Genomic DNA, 26,951 nt, shown 5'->3' on the forward strand with positions numbered 1-26,951 from the left:
TGCGAACGAGCCGAAAAGATCAGTTCCCATGAATTCGATCAAGAAGCCGTTCCCGCGCGCGCAAGCCACACAATCCTTCCCCTCCGCGCCGCGCCCATGACCGTCCGGCCGTCCACCTCGCGCGGAGGTCAGTAGCCGACGCTCGGGTACCAGTCGCCGCGGCCCTGCGGGGTCAGGTCGAGGAGGTGCCAGACGGGCGCCAGGAGGTCGATGCCGCGCTCGTCGATGTCGTCGGCCATGCGGGGGTGGGCGGAGTAGCGGTGGCGGACCGTGCCGTCCTCGTCGCGGGTGAAGACGGAGACGGTGGAGTCCTGCTCGCCGTCCTCGTCCTCGCTGCCCAGGTCGTACTTGAACCTGCTGTCGCCGCAGCTCAGCAGCCGCAGCCGGGACCAGCCGCGGTTGCGGGCGTGCTGCCGCAGGACGGGCGGTTCGGCGGCAGCGGCGATGACGAAGTCGGCGTTGCGGGCGACGTGGTGGGCGATGCCCTGGAAGCCGTCGATCCACAGGGTGCACATCGGGCAGGGCTCGGTCTGCCGCTTGCCGTACATGAAGTGGTAGACGATCAGCGGACGGTCCGGGGCGGTGAAAAGACCGCTCAGGGTGACCTCGCGGACCGGTGTGTCACCGGCGTCGAGTCCGACGGGGCCCTCGGTGAAGACGTAGTCGTCGACGGGCGGCCCCTGCGGAAGTGCCCGTCGCCGTGCCGCGACCTGCTCGCGGTGGCGCATGAGGTCGGTCTCGGCCCGGCGCAACTCTTCGCGGGCGGCGAGGTAGTCCGCCGATTCCCCGGCCAGTCGGGTGTGCCGCAACATCGCGTCCTCCTGGGGTGGCCTCCCCGGTCCCGAGCCCTCGGTTCCCCGTCCCCCGGCCCGGCCCCTCAAGTCTATGGCGGCACGGTGCGAGCGGTACGGGCCGCGCGGCCCGCACAGGTCCGCATCCGGGCACGTCACGCGTCAACCGGCCGACGGGGCAGGCGTGCTGCCCCTGCCTGGCGTACCCGCCCTCGCGTGCGCCAGGATGACCCGGTGAACGATCACATAGCGTCGCCGTCCCTGCAGCCGGTCCGCGGAGCGGCCCGCTGCGCCACCACCGCCCTCGCCCTCGCCGCAGCCGCCTGGGGGCTCCGGGGAGCGTGGCAGATCCGGCTCGCCATGTCCGGGATGCCCGCTTCCGGGCCGCCGGACCAGGGCGACGGCAGACACCGCCCGCTGACCTCACTGGAGAACGCCTACCACTTCGTCAGCACCCTGGGAGACGCCGCCACGGTGCTCTGCGCGCTCACGTTCCTGATCTGGCTGCTGCGCGTCCAGGCCAACGCCCGCGCCCTCTCGGGAAAGCCCCCGCGCTATGCCTTGCCATGGCTCTACGCGGGCTGGATCGTGCCCATCGCGAACCTGTGGTTGCCCCGCGGCATCATCGTCGACATCCACCGTGCGAGCGCCCCGGACGAGCGGCTGCCGCGCGTCGTGAACTGGTGGTGGGGCCTGTGGCTGGTCGGCGTGCTGAGCGGTCTCGGCCTGAATTCCACGGACTCCACGGACGGCGTCATCGCCCGCGCCTACGAGCGCGTTTCGCCGCTCCTGGCGTCCGACGCCGCCGTCGTCGGCGCGGCGCTGACCGCCATCTTCGTCGTCCGCGCCCTCACCGCGGCACAGCAGCGGCACACCGGTGCACCCCTGAAGTAGGACACCGCCCCGGTAGCCCTGCCCGCCGGCCTCCGGCACGGGACCGAGTCGCAGCGCCGCTGAGCGGCTGCCACGGGCAGCCGACGGCCCCGCCGCGTGCCCGTACCGCTCTCGGCTAGCCTGAGTCCACGATGAACCGTTTCACGACGTCATGGGGTGCGTTCGACCTCAGCCGCTTCCCCGAGGACCCCCGCGACACGCTCCGCGCCTGGGACGCCGCCGACGCGTACCTGCTCCAGCACCTCGCCGAGGTTGAGGCCGAGACCGGAACCGGGGCGGCGGCCGGAACCGAGCCCGGTACCGGCACCGGCGCCACCGTCGTACTCGGCGATCGGTGGGGCGCCCTGGCGACCGCGCTGGCCGCCCGGCGTCCCGTGCAGATCACCGACTCGTATCTCACGCAGCGGGCGACGGCGGCGAACCTGCGGCGCAGCGGCGTCGACCCGGAGGCGGTGGGACTGCACTCCGTGCTGGACACTCCGCCGGAGCGGATCGACCTGTTGCTGGTCCGTGTGCCCAAGAGCCTCGCACTGCTGGAGGACCAGTTGCGCCGGCTGGCGCCCGCCGTGCACGCCGGTACCCGCGTCGTCGGCGCGGGCATGGTCACCGAGATCCACACCTCGACCCTGAAGCTGTTCGAGCAGATCATCGGGCCGACCAGGACCTCCCTCGCCGTCAAGAAGGCGCGGCTGATCTTCTGCACCCCCGACCCCGGGCTCCCCCGCGTCCCCAGCTCCTGGCCGCGCAGCTATCCGCTGCCCGCGGACGTCGGGGTCGTCTCGGGCCGTACGGTCACCAATCACGCCGGCATCTTCTGCGCCGACCGGCTCGACATCGGCACCCGCTTCCTGCTGGCGCACCTGCCCGCGGGCCGGGGCGCGGGACGGGTGGTGGACCTCGGCTGCGGCAACGGCGTGGTCGGTACCGCGATGGCGCTGGCCGACCCCGGGGCCGAAGTGACCTTCATCGACGAGTCGTTCTCGGCGGTGGCGTCGGCGCGGGCCACCTTCGCGGCGAACGCGCCTGCCACCGCGAAGGCCGAGTTCGTCGTCGGCGACGCGCTGTCGCAGGTGCCGGCCGGTTCGGTGGACCTGGTCCTCAACAACCCGCCGTTCCACAGCCATCGCGCGACGTCCGACGCGACCGCCCGCAGCATGTTCGGCGGGGCGCGGGCCGCGCTGCGCCCCGGCGGCGAACTGTGGGTCATCGGCAACCGTCACCTCGGCTACCACGTACGGCTGCGCCGCCTGTTCGGCAACTGCGAAGTGGTCGCTTCCGACCCGAAGTTCGTGATCCTGCGGGCCGTCAAGCGCTGACCCGGCCCCTCCTGGCGGCGGATCGCCTCGCATAGGGTGCGGGCATGAACGCCCCTGCATCGGACCTGTGGGACGCGCCGGAACCGGGCATATCCGGCCGTGGGGCGGCGGGCCCCGACGTGCCCGACCACCGCGGCCCCGCGCGCTATCTGTGGTGGCTGACCCGCAGCCAGCCGCGCCGCGTCGCCGCCGGTGCGACGTTCGGCAGCCTGTGGATGGTCGGGCTGATGCTGCCGCCGTACGTGCTGTCCCGCGCCATCGACGAGGGCCTGGCGCCCGGCAGGACGGGGCCGTTGCTCGGCTGGAGCGGTGTCCTGCTGGCCACCGGGGTGCTGAACGCCTTCCTCGCGATCATGCGGCACCGCACCATGACCAAGATCCGGATGGACGCCACCTTCCGTACGGTGCGGGTCGTCGTGGCGCACACGCTGCGGCTGGGCGCCGCGCTGCCGCGCAGAGCGACGGCGGGCGAGGTGGTCACCATCGGCATCGGGGACGTCGCCGTGATCAGCCAGACGCTGACCCTGACCGGGCCAGGCGTCGGCGCCGTCCTCGCGTACGGGGTGGTGGCCGTCCTGCTGCTGTCGGTGTCGGCGCTGCTCGCCGTGCTGGTGCTGCTGGGAGTGCCGCTGCTCGCGGTGCTGGTGGGGCCGCTGCTGGGGCGGCTGCAGGGCGCCGAGTCCCGCTACCGCGAACGGCAGAGCGGTCTGGCCGCGCGGCTGACGGACCTGGTCGGCGGCCTGCGGGTGCTGGGCGGGCTCGGCGGCAAGGAGGCGTTCGCCGCGCGGTACCGCCGGGAGTCGGACGCGCTGCGCGCCGAGGGGTACCGGGTCGGCGCGGTGACCAGCTGGATCCAGGCGCTCGGAGTGGGCCTGCCGACCCTGTTCCTCGCCGCCGTGACCTGGCTCGCGGCCCGGATGGCGGCCCAAGGCACGCTGAGCGTCGGCGAGTTGGTCGCCGTGTACGGCTATACGGCGGCGCTGGTGATCCCGGTGACGTTCTTCATCGAAGGGGGCTACGACCTCACCCGTGGCCTGGTCGCCGCCCGCCGGGTGACGCGTTTCCTGGACCTGGAACCGCCGGCCGACGGCGGGCCCGGCGGCGGCACGCCTGACGGTCCCGCGGTGCCGTCCGCGCTGCGCGATCCGGAGTCGGGTGTCGAGGTGGTGCCCGGGGAGCTGACCGTGCTGGCCGCGGCACGTCCCGCCGATTCGGCCGCGGTGATCGACCGGCTCGGCGGCTTCGCGGACTCGGCCGCCACGTGGGGCGCGGTACGCATCGACGGTGTCGGCCGCGCGCGGCTGCGCGAGCGGATCCTGGTCGCCGACAACGAGGCGGAGCTGTTCGCCGGCACGCTGCGCGAGGTGGTCTCGGGACGTCGCGGGCGGGACGCGGCGGCCGTGGCCGATGCCCTGCACTCCGCCGTCGCCGAAGACATCGTGCGCGGACTGCCGGACGGTCTGGACTCGCCGGTGGCGGCGGGCGGACGCAATCTCTCCGGTGGGCAGCGGCAGCGCATCCGGCTGGTGCGGGCGCTGCTGGCCGACCCCGAGGTGCTGCTCGCCGTGGAACCGGCGTCGGCCGTCGACGCGCACACCGAAGCGGCCATCGCCGCCCGGCTGCACGCCGCGAGGTCGGGCCGCACGACCGTCGTCACCAGCACGTCGCCGCTGCTGCTCGACCGCGCCGACACCGTGTACCACCTGGTCGGCGGCCGGGTCGCGGCGGTCGGCAGCCACCGTCAACTCCTCGCGTCGCAGCCGGAATACCGCAGGTTGGTGGCGCGCGGCGATGACGACGCCGGGGCCGCGGAACCGGACGGCGTACAGGTCGAGGAGGCCAGGTGAGCGGCGGCCAGGAGACCGCACCCGAGGGCGCGCTGCCGGTGGCGGGGCCGCGCAGGACCCGGCGCGCCGCGCTCGGACTCGTCCGCAGGGACGGCCGTGCCTTCGCCGCACTGCTCGCCCTCAACGCACTGGCGGCGGCGGCAGGTCTCGCCGGTCCCTGGCTGCTCGGCAGGATCGTCGACACCGTGCGGGCCGGTGGCGGAGTGGGCGTGGTGGACCGGCTGGCGCTGGTGCTCCTGGTCTGCGCGGTGGCCCAGTTGCTGCTGGCGCGGTATGCGCGCTACGTCGGCCACCGGTTCGGCGAGCGGACGCTGGACCGGGTGCGTACGGAGTTCGTCGACCGCGCGCTGGCGCTGCCCGCCGCGGTCGTGGAGCGGGCGGGTACCGGAGATCTGACGGCGCGCGGCACGACGGATGTCGCCACCGTCGGCAGGACGCTGCGCGACGCGGCGCCCGAGGTGTCGGTCGCCGCGGTCCAGGCGCTGTTCCTGCTCGGTGCCGTGGTGCTGCTCGATCCGCTGCTCGGCGCCTGCGGCCTTGGTCTGCTGGGCAGTTGGTTCGCCGTCCGCTGGTATCTGCGCCGGGCGCGGGAGGCGTATCTGGCGGAGGGCGCGGCCCAGTCGGCGCTGGCCGAGCTGCTGGCCGCGACGGCGGCCGGCGCCAGGACCGTCGAGGCGCTCGGCCTTCAGGAGCGCCGTGCGGCGGCCTGCCAGGAGGCGGTCGAGCGCTGCCGGCGCACCCGGCTGCGGACGCTGTTCCTGCGCAGCGTCCTGTTTCCCGCGGTGGACGCCTCGTACGCGGTACCGGTCGTGGGGGTGCTGCTGGCGGGCGGGGCGCTGCACGGCTCCGGGGTGGTGAGCCTGGGGGTGGTGGTGTCGGCCGCGCTGTATCTGCGGCAGGTGTCGGCGCCACTGGACACCGTCCTGCTCTGGGTGGAGCAACTGCAGAGCAGCGGCGCCGCGTTCGCGCGGGTCGAGGGTGTCGGCGCGGCCATGGAAGCCGCGGACGGCACGGCTTCCGGGAAGCCCGGCCCGTCCCGTACCGCCCGCCGTGCCCCGCAGGTCCCGTCGCCCTCGCCGGCCGACGGCCACCGCGACGGCCGCGACGGCCCGTACGGTTGTGCCGGGGCCGCCGACCGCATCGACGTCACCGGCGTGCGCTACGCCTACCCCGGCGGCTCCGGTGACGAGGTGCTGCGCGGCGTCGACCTGAGTGTGCGGCCGGGCGAACGGCTCGCGCTCGTCGGCCCTTCGGGCGCGGGCAAGTCCACGCTTGGCAGGCTGCTCGCCGGGGTGGACGCGCCGAGCGGCGGTTCGGTGACGGTCGGCGGGGTGCCGGTCGCCGGTCTTGCGCCCGAAGTCCTGCGGCGGCAGGTCGTCCTGGTGACCCAGGAGCACCATGTGTTCCTGGGGACGGTCCGGGACAATCTGCTGATCGGCGCCCCGGCCGCGGCCGACGCCGAGCTGCGCGCCGCGCTCGCCACCGTCGGCGCGGACTGGGCGGCGCGGCTGCCCGCGGGCCTGGACACCGAGCTGGGGGCCGGCGGTTTCCGCCCGGACGGCGCCCAGTCCCAGCAACTCGCGCTGGCGCGGGTGCTGCTGGCGGATCCGCACACGGTGATCCTGGACGAGGCGACGGCGCTGCTGGATCCGCGGACCGCCCGGCACGCCGAGCGTGCGCTGGCCGCCGTGCTGGAGGGCCGTACGGTCATCGCCATCGCGCACCGGCTGCACACCGCGCACGACGCGGACCGGGTGGCGGTCATGGAGGCGGGCCGGCTGGCCGAGCTGGGCACCCATGACGCGCTCGTGGCGGCCGAAGGTGCCTACGCGGCCCTGTGGCATTCCTGGCACGGGGACGGCGAGCTGCCGTCGCCGCGCGTCTGAGGAACCGGCTCCCCCGCCGCGTTTTCCCGCGATCTGTCCGTAATCCGGAGGTGAATTCCGAGCAACGGACGTTTTCCGGCCATTTAGTTGAAGAGACCCTGACAACGACGCCGGGACGGTGGGACTCTTCCCCGCAGCCGCCACGCGGACCCCACGGCTCACCCGCGCGGCAGTCGGCACCACGTCTCCCCCCACACGCTCCATGTGTTCTGCCTCGCTCTGCCCGGACGGCCTCCCGCCGCCCGGTCCCCCTCGGCAGCGGCCACTCCGCCGCAGCCCAGCAGAAGGAGTCAGCGTGAGACGCACCCCCCATCGGCGCGCCGTAGCGACCGGCGCACTGGTCGCCGTCACGGCGATGCTGGCCGTCGGCGTACAGGCCGGCACCGGCACGGCAGCCACCCCGCAGCCCGGCACCGAGCACGCCAAGCCGGCCCCTGGCGCCCTGCCCGCCCCGCTCTCCCCGTCCCAGCGCGGCAAGTTGATACGGGACGCCGGCGCCGCCACCTCGGCGACGGCGAAGCAGCTGAAGCTCGGCGCCCAGGAGAAACTGCTCGTCAAGGACGTCTCGAAGGACGCCGACGGCACCACCCACACCCGCTACGCACGCACCTGGGCCGGACTTCCGGTGCTCGGCGGCGACCTGGTCGTACACGAGAGCAAGGCCGGCGCGGTCAGGAGCGTCACCCAGCCGCTGCGCGCCAAGCTGACGGTCCCGACGACGACCGCGAAGGTCACGCCGTCCGCCGCCGCGTCCAAGGCCGTCAAGTCCGCGCAGGCGCAGGGCTCCGAGAAGACCAAGGCCGACCAGGCGCCGCGCAAGGTGGTCTGGGCCGCCGACGGCACCCCGCGGCTGGCGTACGAGACCGTGGTCGGCGGCCTCCAGGACGACGGCACGCCCAACGCGCTGCACGTCATCACCGACGCCACCACCGGCGCCCGGATCTTCCAGTACCAGGGCATCGAGAACGGCATCGGCAACAGCGAGTACAGCGGCAAGGTCACGCTGGGCACGTCAGGTTCGGGATCCTCGTACACGCTGACCGACAACGGGCGCGGCGGGCACAAGACCTACAACCTCAACCACGGTTCGTTCGGCACCGGCACCCTGTTCACCGACACGGACGACACCTGGGGCGACGGCACACCGCAGAACGCCCAGACCGCCGCCGTGGACGCCGCCTACGGCGCCCAGGAGACCTGGGACTACTACAAGAACGTGCACGGCCGCACCGGCATCCGCGGTGACGGCGTCGCGGCGTACTCCCGCGTCCACTACGGCAACAGCTACGTCAACGCCTTCTGGGACGACAGCTGCTTCTGCATGACGTACGGCGACGGCAGCGGCAACGCCAGCCCGCTGACGGCGCTGGACGTGGCGGGCCACGAGATGTCGCACGGCGTGACCGCGGCGACCGCGGGGCTCATCTACAGCGGTGAGTCCGGCGGCCTGAACGAGGCGACGTCCGACATCTTCGGTACGGCGGTGGAGTTCTACTCCAACACCGCCGAGGACCCGGGCGACTACCTCATCGGCGAGAAGATCGACATCAACGGCGACGGCACCCCGCTGCGCTACATGGACAAGCCCTCCAAGGACGGCGCGTCGGCCGACTACTGGTCGAGCAGCGTCGGCAACAAGGACGTCCACTACTCGTCAGGCGTCGCCAACCACTTCTTCTACCTGCTGTCCGAGGGCAGCGGCGCCAAGGACATCGGCGGCGTGCACTACGACAGCCCGACCTACGACAACAAGCCGGTTCCCGGCATCGGGCGGGCCAACGCCGAGAAGGTGTGGTTCAAGGCGCTCAGCCAGTACATGAGCGCCAGCACCAACTACGCGGCGGCCCGTACGGCCACCCTGAAGGCCGCGGCCGACCTGTTCGGCCAGGGCAGCGCGTCGTACAACACCGTCGCCAACACCTGGGCCGCGGTGAACGTCGGCTCCCGGGTCGGCGACGGCACCGACCCCGGCGGCGACAACGTCTACGAGAGCACCGGCGCGGTGCGGATCCCGGACGGCGGCGCGGCGGTGACCTCGCCGATCACGGTCAGCCGGGCGGGCAAGGCGCCCAGCGGCCTGAAGGTGTCGGTGGACATCACCCACTCCTACCGCGGTGACCTCGTCATCGACCTGATCGGTCCTGACGGTTCGAGCTACCGGCTGAAGAACGCGAGCACGTCGGACGGCGCCGCCGACGTCAAGCAGACCTACACCGTCAACGCCTCGGCGCAGGCCGCCACCGGCACCTGGAAGCTGAAGGTGCAGGATCTGTACCGCTACGACTCCGGCACGCTCAACGGCTGGAAGCTGACGTTCTGACGGTGCGACGGCACCGGGCGGCCACTTCGGTGTGGCAGTCCTGAGGCCCGACCGCCGGCACACCACAACTGAACTGCACGAACAGCGAGTTGGGCGCCGCTTCCGGAATGTCGGAGGCGGCGCCCGACTCCGTTATACGGACAGCGATCTTCTCTCTACGGACGATTTTCGGCCAACCTTGCCCGGCCCTCCTGACATGCACGCGTTCGAATGGCAGTCTTCCCGACGCACGTCACACCCGCATCGCTTTGCACCCCCACCACTTGGCAAAGTTGAAGGAGCACGCGTGACCCCCCGCATATCCCGTAAGACCCGCATTACCGGTACCGTCGTCGCCGCCGCGGCCCTGCTCGCCGCCGGCATCACCGCCGGCAGCGCAGGCGCATCGCCCGCGCAGACCGACCAGAGCGGTGCCCCCCTGAAGCTCACCGCTTCGCACCGCGCCGAGCTGCTCCGCGACGCGAGCGCGACCAAGGCGCAGACCGCCAAGGAACTGGGCCTGGGCTCGCAGGAGAAGCTGGTCGTCAAGGACGTCATCAAGGACGCCGACGGCACCACCCACACCCGCTTCGACCGCACCTACGCCGGACTCCCGGTGCTGGGCGGCGACATGGTCGTGCACACCGCCAAGGGCGGCGCCATCAAGAGCACCACCAAGTCGACGCAGAAGACCATCAAGGTCGCCTCCCTCACGCCGAAGATCGCCGCGTCCGCCGCCGCGAAGAGCGCGCACGGCACCGCCGCCAAGTCCATCAGCGCGAAGCAGACCGGCGCGCAGGCCGCGAAGAAGGTCGTCTGGGCCGCCTCCGGTTCGCCGGTCCTGGCGTACGACACGGTCGTCAAGGGCGTCCAGAAGGACGGCACCCCCAGCCGGCTGCACGTCATCACCGACGCCAACAGCGGCAAGAAGCTCTTCCAGTACGACGAGATCCACACCGGCAAGGGCGAGAGCGAGTTCAGCGGCAGCGTTGAGCTCGGCACCACCAAGGAGGGCAGCGGCTACACGCTGACCGACGGTGGGCGCGGTGGCCACAAGACCACCAACCTGGAGAACGCCGAGGACGGCGAGGGCAAGGCGTTCACGGACGACGACGACAACTGGGGCACCGGCAAGCCCGACGACCCGCAGACCGCGGCCGTCGACGCGCACTACGGCGCGGCCGAGACCTGGGACTACTACAAGGAGGTGCACGGCCGCACCGGCATCAAGGGCGACGGCAAGGGTGCCTCCTCGCGCGTCCACTACGGCGACAACTACGTCAACGCCTTCTGGGACGACAGCTGCTTCTGCATGACGTACGGCGACGGCGAGGGCAACAAGGCCCCGCTCACCGCCATCGACGTCGCGGCGCACGAGATGTCGCACGGTGTCACCTCCGCCACCGCCAACCTCACCTACAGCGGTGAGTCCGGCGGCCTCAACGAGGGCACATCGGACATCTTCGGCACCTCGGTCGAGTTCTACGCGAACAACAAGTCCGACCCGGGTGACTACCTCATCGGCGAGAAGATCGACATCAACGGTGACGGCACCCCGCTGCGCTACATGGACAAGCCCTCCAAGGACGGCCAGTCGCAGGACAACTGGGACTCCAGCACCGGTGGTCTCGACCCGCACTACTCGTCGGGTGTCGCCAACCACTTCTTCTACCTGCTGTCCGAGGGCAGCGGCGCCAAGGAGATCGGTGGCGTGAAGTACGACAGCCCGACGGCCGACGGCTCGAAGGTCGAGGGCATCGGCCGGGACAAGGCCGAGAAGATCTGGTTCAAGGCGCTCACCGAGTACATGACCTCGAACACCGACTACAAGGCCGCCCGCGAGGCGACCGTCAAGGCCGCCACCGACCTGTACAAGGCCGGCAGCGCCGAGGTCAAGGGTGTCGAGGCCGCGTGGAACGGCGTCGCCGTCAAGTAACGCCGCACACCACGGTGTTCGGAAGACCACCGGCCGCTCCGGAGCATCCGTGACGTGACCCGGAGCGTGGGCGGTGTCGGAATCCGGCGGACGGCCGGGGAGAGATCCCCGGCCGTCCGCCGTTTTCGGGCACCGCCCTTCGTCGTGCCCGCCGACGCAACGCCGCCCTCCGCCCGCCAACCGAGTGAAGGGCACCGGTCCCCCGATGCCCGCCTCCCGCCACATCCCGATGAACCGGATAGAAAGGACAAAATTCCCTAAAGCATGACAACTCTCTGGTGATCCCATGATCGGTCGCATCCCTGTCCTGGACATCCGCCCGCAGATCGACTGCGGTCGCCGCCCGGCCAAGGCGGTGGTCGGCGAGACCTTCGCCGTCTCGGCCACCGTCTTCCGCGAGGGCCACGACGCGGTCGCGGCGAACGTGGTCCTGCGCAACCCCGCGGGACGCTGCGGCCCCTGGACACCGATGCGCGAACACGGCCCCGGCACCGACCGCTGGAGCGCCGAGGTCACCCCGGACGTCGAGGGCCGCTGGACGTACACCGTGGAGGCGTGGTCGGACCCGGTCACCACCTGGCGCCGCACCGCCGCCGTCAAGATCCCGGCCGGCATCGACACCGAAACGGTCCTCGCCGAGGGCGCGGCCCTCCTGGAGCGGGCGGCGAACGATGTCCCCAAGAGCGAAGGCCGCGAGCCGGTGCTCGGCGCCGTCGACACCCTGCGCGACACCGCGCTGCCCGCCGCCACCCGCCTCGCCGCCGCCCTCTCCCCCGACGTCACCGACGCGCTCGACCGCCACCCGCTGCGCGAACTCCTCACCGTCTCCCGCCCGATGCCCCTGGTCGTCGAACGCCGCCGCGCGCTGTACGGCTCCTGGTACGAGCTGTTCCCGCGCTCCGAGGGCGCCACCACCGCGCCGGACGGCACCCTCGTCGGCGGCACCCTGCGCACCGCGGCCGAACGGCTGCCCGCCGTCACCGCGATGGGCTTCGACGTGGTCTACCTCCCGCCCGTGCACCCCATCGGCACCTCCTTCCGCAAGGGCCCCGACAACGCCCTGACCGCGGGCCCGCACGACGTCGGCTCCCCCTGGGCCATCGGCTCGCCCGACGGCGGCCACGACGCGCTCCACCCCGGCCTGGGCACCTTCGACGACTTCGACCACTTCGTCCGCACCGCCCGCGACCTGCGCCTGGAGGTCGCCCTCGACTTCGCGTTGCAGTGCTCGCCCGACCATCCCTGGGTCGAAAGGCACCCCGAGTGGTTCCACCACCGCGCGGACGGCACCATCGCCCACGCCGAGAACCCGCCGAAGAAGTACCAGGACATCTACCCGCTCGCCTTCGACACCGACTTCCGCGGCCTGGTCCGCGAGACCGCACGGCTGCTGCGCTTCTGGATGGCCAAGGGCGTCCGCATCTTCCGCGTCGACAATCCGCACACCAAACCGGTGCCGTTCTGGGAAAAGGTGCTCGGCGACATCGCCCGCACCGACCCCGACGTCCTCTTCCTCGCCGAGGCGTTCACCCGCCCGGCGATGCTGCACACCCTCGCCAAGATCGGCTTCCACCAGTCGTACACCTACTTCACCTGGCGCAACACCAAGCAGGAGCTGACCGACTACCTCACCGAGCTGTCCCGGGACAGCGCCGCGCACCTGCGGCCGAACTTCTTCGTCAACACCCCCGACATCCTGTCCGGTTACCTCCAGACCGGCGGGCGCACCGCCTTCGAGATCCGCGCGGTGCTCGCCGCCACCCTCTCCCCCACCTGGGGCGTCTACGCAGGCTACGAGCTGTGCGAGGCCACCCCCGCCGCGCCGGGCAGCGAGGAATACCTCCACTCCGAGAAGTACGAACTCCGGCCGCGCGACTGGGCCGCCGCGGCCCGCGGCACGGACAGCATCGCCCCGCTCCTCACCACCCTCAACCGCATCCGCCGCAGGCATCCCGCGCTCCAGCAACTACGGTCCCTGCACTTCCATCACACCGACCACGACGCGGTGCTCGCATTCTCCAAACGTGAAGGTCACGGCGGTGGAGCGGACACCGTCCTGACCGTGATCAACCTTGATCCACACCACACCCACGAGGCGACGGTGTCGTTGGACATGCCGGAACTCGGCCTCGGCAGGCACGAATCCCTCCCGGTGCGCGACGAGCTCACCGGCGACACCTACCACTGGGGCAGGGACAACTATGTACGCCTTGGTCCGGGCCGCTCGCCGGCGCCCGCCCATGTGCTGTCCCTGCGACCGTCCTCACCGATCGGAGGGTCACCCAATTGATCGTCAATGAGCCCGTTCACGACACATTCGAGGACACCCCGGAAAAGGACCGCGACCCCGACTGGTTCAAACGGGCCGTCTTCTACGAAGTCCTGGTGCGTTCCTTCCAGGACAGCAACGGCGACGGCGTCGGCGACCTCAAGGGCATCACGTCGAAACTCGACTACCTGCAATGGCTGGGAGTGGACTGCCTCTGGCTCCCGCCGTTCTTCACATCCCCCCTGCGGGACGGCGGCTATGACGTCGCCGACTACACAGCGGTACTCCCCGAATTCGGCGACCTGGCCGACTTCGTGGAATTCGTCGACGCCGCACACCACCGCGGCATGCGCGTCATCATCGACATGGTGATGAACCACACCAGCGACCAGCACCCGTGGTTCCAGGAGTCCCGCACGGACCCGGAAGGGCCGTACGGCGACTACTACGTCTGGGCCGACGACGACAAGCAGTACGCCGACGCACGCATCATCTTCGTCGACACCGAAGCCTCCAACTGGACCTTCGACCCGGTACGCAAGCAGTACTTCTGGCACCGCTTCTTCTCCCACCAGCCGGATCTCAACTACGAGAACCCGGTGGTCCAGGAGGAGATGATCTCCGCACTGCGCTTCTGGCTCGACCTCGGCATCGACGGCTTCCGGCTCGACGCGGTGCCGTACCTCTACGCCGAGGAAGGCACCAACTGCGAGAACCTGCCGCAATCGCACGGCTTCCTCAAGCGGGTGCGCGCCGAGATCGACGCGCACTACCCGGACACCGTGCTGCTGGCCGAGGCCAACCAATGGCCCGAGGACGTCGTCGACTACTTCGGCGACTACTCCGTCGGCGGCGACGAATGCCACATGGCGTTCCACTTCCCGGTCATGCCCCGCATCTTCATGGCGGTACGCCGCGAATCCCGCTATCCGGTATCGGAAATCCTCGCCAAGACCCCGGCGATCCCGTCCGGCTGCCAATGGGGCATCTTCCTGCGCAACCACGACGAGCTGACCCTCGAAATGGTGACCGACGAAGAGCGCGACTACATGTACGCGGAGTACGCCAAGGACCCGCGCATGCGGGCCAATATCGGTATCCGCAGGCGCCTCGCCCCGCTGCTCGACAACGACCGCAACCAGATCGAACTCTTCACGGCCCTGCTGCTCTCCCTGCCGGGATCGCCGATTCTCTATTACGGCGACGAAATCGGCATGGGCGACAACATCTGGCTGGGCGACCGCGACGCGGTCCGCACACCGATGCAGTGGACGCCGGACCGCAATGCCGGATTCTCGTCCTGCGACCCCGGCCGGCTCTCACTGCCGACCATCATGGATCCCGTCTACGGCTATCAGGTCACCAATGTCGAGGCCGCGATGAGTTCGCCGTCCTCGCTGCTGCACTGGACCCGCCGGATGATCGAGATCCGCAAGCAGAACCCGGCTTTCGGCCTCGGCAGTTACACCGAACTCCCCTCCACCAACCCGGCGGTGCTCGCCTTTCTCCGCGAGTCGCCCGGAGCCGGCGGCGCCGACGACGACCTGGTGCTGTGCGTGCACAACTTCTCGCGCTTCGCCCAGCCGACGGAGCTGGACCTCCAGCACTTCAGTGGCCGCCACCCGGTGGAGCTGATCGGCGGAGTCCACTTCCCGGCCATCGGACAGCTGCCGTACCTGCTGACCCTCGCGGGCCACGGCTTCTACTGGTTCCGGCTGCGCAAGAACGCCGGATAGGGCCTGATCCGAACGACAGGCCCTATCGCCCCGCCGGGCGCGGGACACCGGCACATCCGCCCGTACGCGGCCACCCGGCGCGTACGGGCGTCCCCTTTCCGGCGGCTTTCCACCCGTCACAGCAGGGGCCTGCCGTCCACAGGAGCAGCGGCCACCGCCCGCCCGCACACCGCCAGGCGCCCCGGACTCCGTCTGGGGGTACCCCCACCGCGCCGCCGCACAGACCAGGCCGCATTCCGGGACACTTTGCGCATCCTGTCGTGTGCCCGGGGAAAGGACGCGACGCCATGTCGGACACCGCCTCGACCCGTGCCACCGGAAATGCCGCCGACCGACCGCTCACCTCCGCCCCCGACCTGCTGCCCTCCCTGGCACCGCTGCTCGCCGACTGGGTGCCGCGGCAGCGCTGGTTCGCCGGCAAGGGACGGCGGATCACCGGCCTCACCCTGCTCTCCGCGACCGAACTGCTGCCGTGCGCCGCCGACGGCGACGAGCCCGGTCTGCTCCAACTCCTGGTACGCACCCGGCAGTCCGCGCCGCCTACGCCCGCGGCCGACAGTGACTGCTACCAGCTGCTGCTGGGAGTCCGCCCGGCGCTGCCGCCGCAGCTCACCCCCGCGCTGATCGGCCGGCCGGCCGGCGGCCCGCTCCGTGGCCGCGCGGTGTACGACGCGCTGCGGGACGGCCGGCTGTGCGGCCTGCTGCTGGAGCGCCTGCGGCTGCCGGGGCGGTTCGGGGCGCTGCACTTTTGCCGGGAGGCCGGCGCCGACATCCCCGCGGGACTGCCGGGACGGCCGCTCGCCGTGGAGCAGTCCAACACCTCGCTCGTCTTTGGAGATACGTTCATTCTCAAGGTGTTCCGGCAGATCACGCCGGGCATCAACCCGGATCTGGAGCTGCCCCGCGCGCTGGCGGACGCCAAGTGCCCGCGGGTGCCGGCGCCCGTCGCCTGGTACGAGGCCAGGCCCGCGGGGACCGGCGACGAGCCGACCACGCTCGGTGTGCTCCAGCCGTACCTGCCCGACGCGTCCGACGGCTGGCAGCTGGCACTCGCCGCGCTGGCCGTCCGCACCGACTTCACCCCCGCCGCGCGGGCCCTCGGCCACGCCACCGCCGAGGTGCACACCGCGCTGGCGCAGACGCTGCCCACCGCCGAACTTGGCCGCCCCCAACTGGAGTCGATCGCCGCCGGAATGAGCGAACGGCTGGACGTCACCGTCCGCGCGGTGCCCGCCCTGGAGCCCTACCGCACCCGGCTGCGCACCGCGTTCGACGCGCTGGCCGCCGTCGGACACGACGGGCGCGGCTGGGCCGCCCAGCGCATCCACGGCGATCTGCACCTGGGACAGACGCTGTGCTCGGCGGGCAACGGCCGCTGGTCGCTGATCGACTTCGAGGGCGAACCCGCCAGGCCGCTGGCCGAACGGCGCCGGCCGCAGCCCGCGGTGCGCGATGTCGCGGCGATACTGCGCTCCTTCGACTACGCGGCCCGCAGCGGCCCGTCCGGCGGCGACGCCTGGTCGCTGGAGTGGGCCCGCCGCACCCGCGACGCCTACTGCCGCGGATACGCCGAGGCCGGCGGGCTCGACCCGTGGTCGGCGCCCGAGTTGCTGCGCGCGTACGAGACCGACAAGGCGGTCTACGAAGTGCTCTACGAAGCCCGCCACCGCCCCGACTGGCTCCCCGTCCCGATGGCCGCCGTCCGCCGCCTGGCAGCGGGGGCCGGGCGGCCGGCGGACGGGGGCGGGCGGTGGGGGTGAACGGAGCGAAGGGGGTGAAGGGGGCGAAGAGAGCGGCGGGCGTGAAGGGGGTGGCGGGAGTGAGCGTGGTGGTGGGCGCGATAGGCGGCGGGGCGCTGCCCCCGCACCACCGGTGACCGTCCCGACCGTCCGACGCCCCGCCGAGGAGGCCCCCCACGTGACCGCCCGACCGCCGTCCCGCCGCCGCACCACCGCCCCGACCCCAGCCGCCCCTGCCGCAGCCGCACAGACCTCGGCCGCACAGACCGCGGCCACGGCGGAGGCGACCGCTCCCGCCCCGTCCGATGCCTCCGCCGCCCCTCCCGTCCCCTCCGTGTCTCCGGTGCGCGACGCGGTGCCGCCGCCGGATTCCGTGGTGGATCCGCCGGATTCCGTGGTGGCTCCGGCCGCTTCCCGGCCGGGGCGGACGGCTGCCGCCCGGCCCGAGGACGGCGGGCGCGGGGTACGGGCCGCCGAGCCGCTCTGTGACGAGGACCGCGACCGGCTGCTGGGCGGGGCACACCACGATCCGCACGGGCTGCTCGGCGCGCATCCCGTGCGCGGCGGGGTGCTCTTCCGGGTGCTGCGGCCGTACGCGACGGGCGTGACCGTCGTCGGCAAGGGGCTGCGCGCCGCGCTGCGCCCCGAGGGCGACGGGCTGTTCGCCGGCGTGCTGCCGCTGCGCGCCGTCCCGGACTACGCGTTGCAGATCACCTATCCGGACACCACCCTGACGGTGCCGGATCCGTACCACTTTCTGCCCGCGCTCGGGGAGCTCGATCTGCATCTGCTGAGCGAGGGCCGGCACGAGCAGCTCTGGCGGGCGCTCGGCGCCCGCGTCATGGAACACCAGGGCGAGACCGGCACCCGCTTCACGCTCTGGGCGCCCAACGCCCTCGGCGTGCAGGTCGTCGGGGACTTCAACCTCTGGGACGGCACCGCCTGCGCGATGCGCTCACTGGGCTCGTCGGGTGTCTGGGAGCTGTTCCTGCCCGGGATCGGCGCCGGCGAGCTGTACAAGTTCAAGATCACCCGGCCGGACGGTACGCCGACGGTACGCGCCGACCCGATGGCCCGCCGGGCGGAGTGCCCGCCCGCCAACGCCTCGGTCGTGGACGAGTCGGACCATGCGTGGCAGGACGCGGACTGGCTGGCCCGGCGCGGCGCACGGTCCGTCCACGAGGCGCCGTTCTCGGTCTACGAAGTGCACCTGCCCTCCTGGCGTCCCGGGCTGACCTACCGGCAACTGGCCACTCAACTCCCTTCCTACGTCAAGGATCTGGGCTTCACGCACGTCGAGCTGATGCCGGTCGCCGAGCATCCCTTCGGGGGGTCCTGGGGCTATCAGGTGACGGGGTTCTTCGCCCCGACCGCCCGGATGGGCACCCCTGACGACTTCCGGTTCCTGATCGACGCCCTGCACCGGGCCGGTATCGGCGTGCTGATGGACTGGGTGCCCGCGCACTTCCCCCGGGACGACTGGGCGCTGGCGGAGTTCGACGGGCGGCCGTTGTACGAGCCGGCGGATGCCTCGCGGGCCGCGCACCCGGACTGGGGCACGCTGGAGTTCGACTACGGGCGTACCGAGGTGCGCAACTTCCTCGTCGCCAACGCCGTGTACTGGTGCGAGGAGTTCCACATCGACGGCCTGCGGGTGGACGCCGTGGCCTCGATGCTCTACCTCGACTACTCGCGGACGGACGGGGAGTGGACACCCAACGAGCACGGTGGCCGGGAGAACCTGGACGCGGTGGCCTTCCTCCAGGAGATGAACGCGACCGTCTACCGCCGCTGCCCCGGGGTGGTCACCATTGCCGAGGAGTCCACGGCCTGGGACGGCGTCACCCGCGCCACGCATCACAAAGGGCCCGGGGGTGTCGGCGGGCTGGGTTTCGGCCTGAAGTGGAACATGGGCTGGATGCATGACTCCCTCGTCTACGTCTCCAAGGAGCCGGTGCACCGTAAGTACCACCACGGCGAGATGACCTTCTCCATGATCTACGCCTATTCCGAGAACTACGTGCTGCCGATCTCGCACGACGAGGTCGTGCACGGCAAGCGCTCGCTGGTGTCCAAGATGCCGGGCGACTGGTGGCAGCAGCGGGCCACCCACCGCGCGTACCTCGGCTACATGTGGGCCCACCCCGGCAAGCAACTCCTCTTCATGGGGCAGGAGTTCGCGCAGGGCGCGGAGTGGGCGGAGAGCCACGGCCCCGACTGGTGGCTGCTGGACCCTTCGTACGCGGCGGAGCCCGACCACCGGGGGGTGCGGGACCTCGTCCGCGACCTGAACCAGCGCTACGGCGACACCCCCGCGCTGTGGGAGCGGGACACCGACCCGGCGGGCTTCTCCTGGATCGATGCGCACGCCGGGGACGACAACGTCTTCGCCTTCCTCCGCTTCGCCACCGACGGATCCCCCCTCCTCGCCGTCAGCAATTTCTCGCCCGTGGTCCGGCACGCCTACCGCCTCGGCGTCCCCGATGACGTCCCGGCCTGGCGTGAGGTCCTGAACACCGACACTCCGTGCTACGGCGGCAGCGGCGTCGCCAACCCCGGCCTCCTGACACCCGAGCCCGTGCCCTGGCACGGCCGGGCCGCTTCCCTCACGCCCGCCCTGCCGCCGCTGGCCACCCTCTGGCTGCGGCCGGCCTGACGGGCGCGCCGGGGCGGCGCCGCGAAGTCCGCGGTGGCGCCGTCCCGTTGCCCGCGGTCCTGGTGCCTCTTGGCCCCGCCTCGAACCCGGCCCCGTCTCGGACCCGGCCCCGCCTCAGACCCGTTCTGCGGCGGGGCCGAGTGCCGCCCGCAGGCCGGCCACCGAGGCGCGCCACTCCTGACCGGCGTCGGACTCGTCCCAGAGTTCGGCCAGTTCGGAATCGGGCGCGAGGACCCGGTCCAGGGCGTGCACCGCCAGCCCGGCCAGTTCTTCGGACGGCTCCGGTATCGCCTGGCCGGGGCCGAGCGCCGGGGTGGAGGGGGCGGCGCCCGGCCTGGCGGCGGCGAGCAACGCGGCTGCGGCCACGGCGACTTCACCCTCCGGCGCCTCCAGGTAGCGCCGTTCCTCCGCCGCCTCGGTCAGCGCCGTACGGACCGCGAAGAGCCGGCGGCTCTCCGGCAGCCCCGCGAGACCCGCCGCGAAGTCCGCCGCGGCATCGCCGCCGAACGGATCCGTCCCCCATGTCCCCATGCCCCGCTCCTCGTTCGCCCCCGCCGCTGCCCGCGGCGGCCGGTGTTGCTCCGTCACATGCATGGTGCCAGCCGGCACTGACAATCCACGGGCGGCGGAGAACTCCGCAGGTCAGGGGCGCGGGCCGGAGGAAGGTACGGTGCCGGACGCCGCCTGGCGGGTACGTCGCGGCAGCAGGAAGGCCACCACGACGGTGCCGACGCCGAGCAGGACGGCGCCCACCATGCTGGTGTGCGCGACCGCGTCGGCGAACGCACCGCGCACCGCGTCGGCGACCGCGCCCGCCTGTTCCATGCCGAACGCCCTGGCCTGCTCGGCACCCATCTTGGGCGCCGCGCCCGCGGCTGCCTGCTTGCCGACCTCCTGGGCCACCGCGAGGCCGGCGCCGACCGAATCCTGTGCGGTCGACAGTGCGTCGGCCGGGAGCTTCGGGCCGCCCTTGGCCGCAGCGGCGGTGGCGCTGTCGGCGAGCCCGGACGAGTAGGTGCCGGCCAGGATGGAGCCGAGGATGGCGATGCCGAGGGAGCCGCCCAGTTCCAGCGAGGTGTCGTTGACGGCGCCGCCGATGCCGAGCTGGTCCTCGGGGAAGGCGCCCATGATCGCGTCGGTGCACGGGGAGAGCGCCAGGCCGATGGCGACGCCCAGGATGATCAGCGGGGCGACCAGGTCGGCGTAGGAGGACCCGGCGTCGATCCTGGTGAGCAGCGCGAGGGCGACGGTGCCGCCGACCATGCCGGCCGTGACGGTGACCTTCATGCCGAGCCGCGGGGTCAGGAACCCGGTCAGCGCCGCACCCACGAACACCGCGCCGGCCAGCGGCAGCATCCGGATACCGGTGTCCAGCGGCGAATAACCGAGGACGAACTGGAGGTGCTGGGTGAGGTAGTAGAACGCGCCGAACACGGCGAGGAAGAAGAGCGCGACGGCGAGGTTGGAGCCGGCGAAGGCGCGTCGCGCGAAGCGGCGGACGTCGAGCACCGGGCGGGGGTGGCGCAGCTCCCACAGGACGAAGCAGAGGAGTCCGACGGCCGCGACGATCGCCGCGGTGACGGCTTCGGTGCCCCAGCCGAAGTGCGGCCCCTGGATGATCATGTAGATCAGCGCGCCGGTCCACACGACGGAGAGCAGACCGCCGACGAGGTCGAGGCGCTCGCGGTGGCCCGCCTTGGACGCCGGGACCACCAGGAGCGCGCCGATGATGCCGAGCAGTGCGATCGGCACGTTGATCAGGAACGACGAGGACCAGGCGTGGTTTTCGAGCAGCGCGCCTGCGACCAGCGGGCCGACAGCGATGGCCAGGCCGGCGGTGGCGGTCCACACGGTGATGGCCAGGGCGCGTTCACGGCGCGGGAAGGTGGCGGCCAGCAGCGAGAGGGTGGCGGGCATGATCATGGCGGCGCCGACGCCCATCACCGCGCGGGAGGCGATCACGCCGCCCGAACTGTCCACGAGGGCACCGGACACCGAGCCGCCGGCGAACACCAGCAGGCCGAGGACGAGGGCTCCGCGGCGGCTGTACTTGTCGCCTATCGCGCCGAGCAGCAGCATCAGGGCCGCGTACGGGACGGTGTAGCCGTCGATGACCCACTGCAGGTCGGCGCTGCTGAGGTCGAGGTCGGCGGTCATGGCGGGCGCGGCGACGGTGAGCGAGGTGTTCGCCATCACGATGATCAGCAGGCTCAGGCACAGGACGGCCAGCGCCCACCAGCGCTTCGGATAGGGCGGCTGGGACTCCGCCCGTGCGGGCCCTGCCTCCTCGGGGGCCGGTCGGGCCGTGTCGACCGGCGTCCCGGTCCGCTTCATTCCCATGACACTCCACCTTGACGATCTTGCACAGTACTGTGCAATTACACAGGGCTGTGCAATTTACGTCATTGCACAGTGGCGTGCAAAATGGGGTGCCATCGAGGAGGAGCCCATGACGACCGGTCCGTCCAGCAGCCGCGCCTACGCCAATCGGCGGCGGATCATGGACATCGCGCTGACCGAACTCCTGCAGGACCCGGACGCGAGCATGGACCGCATCGCGCGGGCCGCGGGCGTGGTGCGGCGCACCGTCTACGGGCACTTCCCCAACCGGGAGGCGCTGGTCACCGCGCTGACCGACAGTGCGACCGCCGATGTCGCGGCGGCCTTCGACAGCGGTACGGATCCGGAGCTGCCCGCGGATCTCGCGCTGGCCCGCGCCACCGTCGCCGTCTGGCAGGTCGCCGACCGCTACCGGCTGCTGATCGCGCTCGCCCGGCGCAGCGTCACGGACGAAGGGATCCGGGCGCGACTGGAGCCGGTGCGGCGGGCCGCCGCCCAGCTGATCGCGCGGGGGCTGCGGGAGGGGTGTTTCCATACGGACCTGCCGCCGTTGGCGCTGGCGCATCTGCACGAGCACACGCTGTTCGGCATCACGCAGGCGGTGAATTACGGCGCGCTGCCGGCTCGGGAGGCGGGGGCTGCGGCGATTGCGGCGGTGCTGGCGACGGTGGGGGTGGGGGCGGAGCGGGCGGCGGAGTTGGCCTGTGTGGTGACGGGTGCGGGGGCGGGGGGCTGACGTTGCCGGGTGGGTCGGCTGGTCCGGCTGGTCCGGTGGGGCGGGGCTGGTGTCCGGTGGGTCGCCTGGTGTTTGTGGGTGGGGGTGGGGGGGGGGGGGGGGGGGGGGGGGGGGGGGGGGGGGGGGGGGGGGGGGGGGGGGGGGGGGGGGCACGCGGGGGGGGGGGGGGTGGGGGGGGGGGGGGGGGGGGGCGGGGCCGCACCGGGTCGTCTCCTCGACGCATGTGCCCTCGGCTACCAGTCAAGAGGCTGCCGGCGTTGGCACCTGTCGCTGCGGGGAGCGACCCGGTGCGGCCCCTCCGACCCACCCGGGCCTCGTACGCGGCTGACCGCCGGTGAGTCCCGTCTCCTGCGCCTCGCCCTTCGGGCATCGGTGGTCTTGGGCGGGGGCTGCCTCGTACGCGGCTGAGCAGCGGGCGGACCGGGTGCCCGGCGAGCGGCTGCGGTAGGGCGTGGATGCGCTCCAGGGGCGGGGCGCCGCATGCGCTCCGCCCCTGGAGGGTGTGGGTGTCGTCGTGTCAGACGCCGGCGGGTTGCTTCGCGTCGTCGCGCGGGCCGGGGGTGTCGGGGGACGGGGGTTCGGTGTGGGGGTCGGCGGTCAGGGATTTTTCGTCGAACGGGAGGCGGCCGGCCAGGACTTCGTCGACCCTGGACTTGTCGATCTCCTTGGTCCAGGTGCCCACCAGGACCGTGGCGACCGCGTTGCCCGCGAAGTTGGTGAGGGCGCGTGCCTCGCTCATGAAGCGGTCGATGCCGACGATGAGGCCGACGCCGTCGACGAGTTCGGGGCGGTGCGACTGGAGGCCGCCTGCCAGGGTGGCCAGGCCCGCGCCGGTGACGCCTGCCGCGCCCTTCGAGGCGATGATCATGAAGACCAGGAGGGAGATCTGCTGGCCGAGCGCCAGCGGTTCGCCCATGGCCTCGGCGACGAAGAGGGACGACATGGTGAGGTAGATGGCGGTGCCGTCGAGGTTGAAGCTGTAGCCGGTGGGGACGGTGATACCGACCACCGGCTTGCTGACGCCCAGGTGTTCCATCTTGGCGATCAGCCGGGGCAGCGCGGACTCCGACGAGGACGTGGAGAGGATCAGCAGGAACTCGCGCGCCAGGTATTTCAGGAGAAGGAAGATGTTGACGCCGGCGAACAGGCGCAGCAGGGCGCCGAGCACGACGATCACGAAGAGCAGGCAGGTCGTGTAGAAGCCGACCATGATGATGACCAGCGACTTCAGGGCGGCCACGCCGGTCTCGCCGACCACCGCGGCGATGGCTCCGAAGGCGCCGACCGGCGCCACCCACATGATCATCGAGAGCACCCGGAAGACCAGCTTCTGGAGGTGCCCGACGCCGCGCAGCACCGGCTCGCCCGCCTTGCCCAGGGACTGGAGGCCGAAGCCGACCAGCAGGGCCACCAGGAGCGTCTGGAGGACCTCGCCCTGGGTGAAGGCGGAGACCAGCGTCTTCGGGATCATGCCGAGCAGGAATTCCGACGTGCTCTCGCCGCCGCCCTCGGTCTGGGCCTGGCCCGCGTGCCGGACGGATTCGGTCAGGTGGAGCCCCGATCCCGGCTCCAGGATGTTGCCGACGACCAGGCCGATGGCGAGGGCGACGGTGGACATCACCATGAAGTAGCCGAGTGCCAGACCGCCGACGGCACCGACCTTGGCGGCCTTACGGACCGAACCGACGCCGAGGACGATGGTGCAGAAGATGACGGGCGAGATCATCATCTTGATGAGGTTCACGAACCCGGTGCCGAGCGGCTTCAGTTCGACGGCGACCCCGGGGGCCGCGAAGCCGACGGCGATGCCGAGCAGGACGGCGGCGATGACGGCGATGTAGAGGAAGTGGGTACGGTCCCGCTTCTTCTTCGGCACGGTCTTGCCGGTCGTCCCCTGGGACGGTGGGTTCTGTGCAGCCACGGCTGCCTCCTCGGTCTACGGCTGTGCGCTGATCTGCGGCTCCGGCGCACAACAAGTCCCGGCGACTATGCACGTCGGTTGTGGCGCCCGTCACCCTTGTGTACGTTTCGTTCATATAAAAGTGACCGGGCAGACTGTTACGTATGCGCCTCCCCCGTCCCTGTACACCGCGCCCGCTGCGCGGTCCGCGCAGCCTCGCCGGGCAGCTCTTCGCGATGCAGGTCCTGCTGGTGGCCGTGGTCGTCGCGGGGTGCGTGGTCTTCGCGTACGTCAGCGCGGGGCGCCAGGCGCAGGAGACGGCACGGCGGCAGACCACGGCGGTGACCCGCGCGGTGGCCGATTCGCCCGCGGTCGTGGCGGCGGCCCGCGGTGCGCATCCGACGGCCGCGCTCCAGCCGTACACCGAGCGGCTGCGCCGGGACGCGGGCGTCGACTTCGTCGTGGTCATGGCCACCGACGGCACCCGCTGGACGCATCCCGAACCGTCCGTGATCGGCAAGACCTACTACGGGCACACCGAACGGGCGCTGCGCGGCGAGACGTTCCACGAGACGTACCGGGGCGTGCTGGGCCCGTCGGTGCGCGTCATCGCCCCGGTACGCGACCCCGGGCACGGCAACCGCGTCACGGCGCTGGTCAGTTCGGGCATCACCGTCGAGTCCATCGGCGAGCAGCTGCGCGACCAGGTGCTCGCGCTGGTCGGGGTCGCGGCGGCTGCGCTGGCCATCGGAGGGCTCGGCACGTACGTCATCAACGCGCGGCTGCGGCGGCACACGCACGGGATGAACGCCGCCGAGCTGAGCCGGATGCACGACTACCACCAGGCGGCGCTGCACGCGGTGCGCGAGGGGCTGCTGATGCTGGACGGGCGGCGCAGGGTCGCGCTGATCAACGACGGCGGGCGGGAGTTGCTGGGGCTCACGGGCGAGGTGGTGGGGCGGCCGGTGGCGGAGCTGGGGCTGCCGGATCCGCTGACCGGTGCGCTGGCCGGCACCGAGCCGCGGGTCGACGAACTCCACCTCACCGCCGAGCGGGTGCTGGTCGTCAACTCCTCGCCGGTCTCGGGCGGTGAGCACCGCGGCACCGTCGTGACCCTGCGCGACCACACCGAACTCCAGGCGCTTTCCGGTGAGTTGGACTCGGTACGCGGGTTCGCCGAGGCGCTGCGCTCGCAGGCGCACGAGGCCGCGGGCCGGCTGCACACGGTCGTCTCGCTGATCGAACTCGGCCGCGCGGACGAGGCCGTGGAGTTCGCGACCGCCGAACTGGAGCTGGCCCAGGCACTGACCGACCAGGTCGTCGGCGCGGTCGCCGAACCGGTGCTCGCCGCGCTGCTGCTGGGCAAGGCGGCGCAGGCCAACGAGCACGGCGTGGAGCTGACGCTGACCCCCGACAGCCGGATCGACGACGGGCTGATCCCGCCCCGGCTGCCCGCCCGCGACCTGGTGACCGTGCTGGGCAACCTCATCGACAACGCCATCGACGCGGCGGCCCCGGACGCCGCGGCACCGCCCCGGCCGCCCGCCGACGGGCCGCCGCAGGTCCGCGTCACCGCCCGCGCGGACGGCGGCGAACTGCTGCTGTGCGTCGCGGACAACGGGCCGGGCGTCGCCGAGGAAGCGGCCGACGAGATCTTTCGGCGGGGCTGGAGCAGCAAGCCCCCGGCGCCCGGTGGGCCGGCCTGCGGCCGTGGCCTCGGTCTGGCCCTCGTGCGGCAGGCGGTGCGGCGCAACGGCGGCACCCTCACGCTCGGCACGGCGGCCGGCGGCGGCGCGCGGTTCACCGTGCGGCTGCCGCTGCGCGCCCTGCCCGGAGCGCGGGACGGCGTCTCATGAGCGGGCGGTGCGGCCCCGCCGGGTGCGGGGATGGGAGAAGGTGTCCGCGATGACCACAGCCGATATCCGGGTCCTCGTCGTCGAGGACGACCCGGTCGCCGCCGCCGCGCACGCCCTGTACACCGGGCGGGTACCGGGCTTCACGGTCTCCGGGACCGTGCACTCCGGCGCCGACGCGCGCCGCCACCTCGACCACCGCCCCGTCGATCTGCTGCTGCTCGACCTGTACCTGCCGGACGGGCACGGCCTCCAGCTGATGCGCAGCCTGCGCGCGGCGGGGCACGCGGCCGACATCATCGCGGTCACATCGGCCCGCGATCTGACGATGGTGCGCGAGGGCGTCTCGCTGGGCGTGGTGCAGTACGTGCTCAAGCCGTTCACCTTCGCCACCCTGCGCGACCGGCTGCTGCGCTACGCCGAGTTCCGCGCCACGGCGGGCGAGGCCAGCGGCCAGGACGAGGTGGACCGGGCGATCGCGGCGCTGCGCGCCCCGCGGCCCGCCGCGCTGCCCAAGGGGCTGACCTCCGCCACCCTGCGGGCGGTCACCGACGCGCTGCGCGCCGCCGATGACGGACTGTCGGCCACGGAGGCGGCGGCCGGGGTCGGCATCTCGCGGATCACGGCCCGCCGCTATCTGGAACATCTGGTGGAGGCCGGCCGGGCGGCGCGGGCCCCGCAGTACGGCCAGGTCGGCCGGCCCGAGCTGCGTTACCGCTGGTCGGGGCATTGACGTCGGCGGTCTGAGGGGCG

The 26,951-nt window shown here is 72.2% G+C and carries 17 protein-coding genes; 13 read left to right on the top strand and 4 right to left on the bottom strand.

Translation table 11 applies throughout. The features are described 5' to 3' along the window. Window positions 1–128 precede the first annotated feature (128 nt). Complete coding sequence (locus ACGFNI_RS10155) at window positions 129–812, bottom strand: DUF899 family protein (protein ID WP_393682347.1); 684 nt, start codon at window positions 810–812, stop codon at window positions 129–131. Between the two features lie 213 nt (window positions 813–1,025). Here ACGFNI_RS10155 and ACGFNI_RS10160 point away from each other — a divergent pair, with 213 nt between their 5' ends. The 10 genes from ACGFNI_RS10160 (at window position 1,026) to glgB (ending at window position 19,369) form a co-directional block, all read left to right on the top strand. After that, window positions 1,026–1,685: a DUF4328 domain-containing protein gene (locus ACGFNI_RS10160; RefSeq protein ID WP_393682348.1), complete on the top strand. Its 660-nt coding sequence runs from the start codon at window positions 1,026–1,028 to the stop codon at window positions 1,683–1,685. 131 nt (window positions 1,686–1,816) lie between these two features. Then, a complete protein-coding gene (locus ACGFNI_RS10165) occupies window positions 1,817–3,001 on the top strand; it encodes a methyltransferase (RefSeq protein WP_393682349.1) in 1,185 nt (394 codons plus the stop codon). Between the two features lie 44 nt (window positions 3,002–3,045). Continuing rightward, window positions 3,046–4,848 (top strand): ABC transporter transmembrane domain-containing protein, encoded by a 1,803-nt coding sequence (locus ACGFNI_RS10170; RefSeq protein ID WP_393682351.1) that lies wholly within the window; start codon window positions 3,046–3,048, stop codon window positions 4,846–4,848. Beyond that, on the top strand, window positions 4,845–6,734 hold the full coding sequence (locus tag ACGFNI_RS10175) for an ABC transporter ATP-binding protein (protein ID WP_393682352.1): 1,890 nt from the start codon (window positions 4,845–4,847) through the stop codon (window positions 6,732–6,734). Before ACGFNI_RS10170 ends, ACGFNI_RS10175 begins: the two co-directional genes overlap by 4 nt. A gap of 295 nt (window positions 6,735–7,029) precedes the next feature. Next, window positions 7,030–9,054 carry a M4 family metallopeptidase gene (locus tag ACGFNI_RS10180; protein ID WP_393682354.1) on the top strand — a complete coding sequence of 675 codons (2,025 nt, stop codon included), beginning with the start codon at window positions 7,030–7,032 and terminating at the stop codon, window positions 9,052–9,054. Between the two features lie 286 nt (window positions 9,055–9,340). Then, window positions 9,341–10,969 (top strand): M4 family metallopeptidase, encoded by a 1,629-nt coding sequence (locus ACGFNI_RS10185; RefSeq protein WP_393682356.1) that lies wholly within the window; start codon window positions 9,341–9,343, stop codon window positions 10,967–10,969. A gap of 286 nt (window positions 10,970–11,255) precedes the next feature. Beyond that, window positions 11,256–13,259, top strand: coding sequence for an alpha-1,4-glucan--maltose-1-phosphate maltosyltransferase (locus ACGFNI_RS10190; protein WP_393682358.1), 2,004 nt, complete (start codon window positions 11,256–11,258; stop codon window positions 13,257–13,259). Then, window positions 13,256–14,974, top strand: coding sequence for a maltose alpha-D-glucosyltransferase (gene treS, locus ACGFNI_RS10195; RefSeq protein ID WP_393682359.1), 1,719 nt, complete (start codon window positions 13,256–13,258; stop codon window positions 14,972–14,974). The genes ACGFNI_RS10190 and treS overlap by 4 nt, the downstream gene beginning before the upstream one ends. Before the next feature lie 287 nt (window positions 14,975–15,261). Next, a complete protein-coding gene (locus ACGFNI_RS10200) occupies window positions 15,262–16,734 on the top strand; it encodes a maltokinase (protein ID WP_393682360.1) in 1,473 nt (490 codons plus the stop codon). Window positions 16,735–17,110: 376 nt separating this feature from the next. Continuing rightward, window positions 17,111–19,369 (top strand): 1,4-alpha-glucan branching enzyme, encoded by a 2,259-nt coding sequence (glgB, locus tag ACGFNI_RS10205; RefSeq protein WP_393683012.1) that lies wholly within the window; start codon window positions 17,111–17,113, stop codon window positions 19,367–19,369. Window positions 19,370–19,483: 114 nt separating this feature from the next. Here glgB and ACGFNI_RS10210 read toward each other — a convergent pair whose 3' ends face one another. Continuing rightward, window positions 19,484–19,900: a DUF4259 domain-containing protein gene (locus tag ACGFNI_RS10210; RefSeq protein ID WP_393682362.1), complete on the bottom strand. Its 417-nt coding sequence runs from the start codon at window positions 19,898–19,900 to the stop codon at window positions 19,484–19,486. Window positions 19,901–20,011: 111 nt separating this feature from the next. Continuing rightward, window positions 20,012–21,709: an MFS transporter gene (locus ACGFNI_RS10215; protein ID WP_393682364.1), complete on the bottom strand. Its 1,698-nt coding sequence runs from the start codon at window positions 21,707–21,709 to the stop codon at window positions 20,012–20,014. Between the two features lie 109 nt (window positions 21,710–21,818). Between ACGFNI_RS10215 and ACGFNI_RS10220 the strand changes: the two genes are divergently transcribed. Beyond that, entirely contained in the window at window positions 21,819–22,445 is a 627-nt protein-coding gene (locus ACGFNI_RS10220; protein WP_393682365.1) for a TetR/AcrR family transcriptional regulator, read from the top strand. A 517-nt stretch (window positions 22,446–22,962) separates the two neighbouring features. Here the strand turns inward: ACGFNI_RS10220 and ACGFNI_RS10225 are convergent. Next, window positions 22,963–24,366, bottom strand: coding sequence for a cation:dicarboxylate symporter family transporter (locus ACGFNI_RS10225; protein ID WP_393682367.1), 1,404 nt, complete (start codon window positions 24,364–24,366; stop codon window positions 22,963–22,965). A 143-nt stretch (window positions 24,367–24,509) separates the two neighbouring features. Here ACGFNI_RS10225 and ACGFNI_RS10230 point away from each other — a divergent pair, with 143 nt between their 5' ends. Both ACGFNI_RS10230 and ACGFNI_RS10235 read left to right on the top strand, forming a co-directional pair. Continuing rightward, window positions 24,510–26,201 carry an ATP-binding protein gene (locus ACGFNI_RS10230; protein WP_393682369.1) on the top strand — a complete coding sequence of 564 codons (1,692 nt, stop codon included), beginning with the start codon at window positions 24,510–24,512 and terminating at the stop codon, window positions 26,199–26,201. A gap of 49 nt (window positions 26,202–26,250) precedes the next feature. After that, entirely contained in the window at window positions 26,251–26,931 is a 681-nt protein-coding gene (locus ACGFNI_RS10235) for a response regulator (protein WP_393682371.1), read from the top strand. Window positions 26,932–26,951 lie beyond the last annotated feature (20 nt).

This window comes from Streptomyces sp. NPDC048644, assembly GCF_043199105.1.
Classification (GTDB): domain Bacteria; phylum Actinomycetota; class Actinomycetes; order Streptomycetales; family Streptomycetaceae; genus Streptomyces.

Coding starts and splice junctions, on each gene's coding strand:
- ACGFNI_RS10155 (WP_393682347.1), bottom strand. CDS start 812: ATGTTGCGGCACACCCGACTGGCCGGGGAATCGGCGGACTACCTCGCC.
- ACGFNI_RS10165 (WP_393682349.1), top strand. CDS start 1,817: ATGAACCGTTTCACGACGTCATGGGGTGCGTTCGACCTCAGCCGCTTC.
- ACGFNI_RS10170 (WP_393682351.1), top strand. CDS start 3,046: ATGAACGCCCCTGCATCGGACCTGTGGGACGCGCCGGAACCGGGCATA.
- ACGFNI_RS10190 (WP_393682358.1), top strand. CDS start 11,256: ATGATCGGTCGCATCCCTGTCCTGGACATCCGCCCGCAGATCGACTGC.
- ACGFNI_RS10200 (WP_393682360.1), top strand. CDS start 15,262: ATGTCGGACACCGCCTCGACCCGTGCCACCGGAAATGCCGCCGACCGA.
- ACGFNI_RS10210 (WP_393682362.1), bottom strand. CDS start 19,900: ATGGGGACATGGGGGACGGATCCGTTCGGCGGCGATGCCGCGGCGGAC.
- ACGFNI_RS10215 (WP_393682364.1), bottom strand. CDS start 21,709: ATGGGAATGAAGCGGACCGGGACGCCGGTCGACACGGCCCGACCGGCC.
- ACGFNI_RS10220 (WP_393682365.1), top strand. CDS start 21,819: ATGACGACCGGTCCGTCCAGCAGCCGCGCCTACGCCAATCGGCGGCGG.
- ACGFNI_RS10230 (WP_393682369.1), top strand. CDS start 24,510: ATGCGCCTCCCCCGTCCCTGTACACCGCGCCCGCTGCGCGGTCCGCGC.
- ACGFNI_RS10235 (WP_393682371.1), top strand. CDS start 26,251: ATGACCACAGCCGATATCCGGGTCCTCGTCGTCGAGGACGACCCGGTC.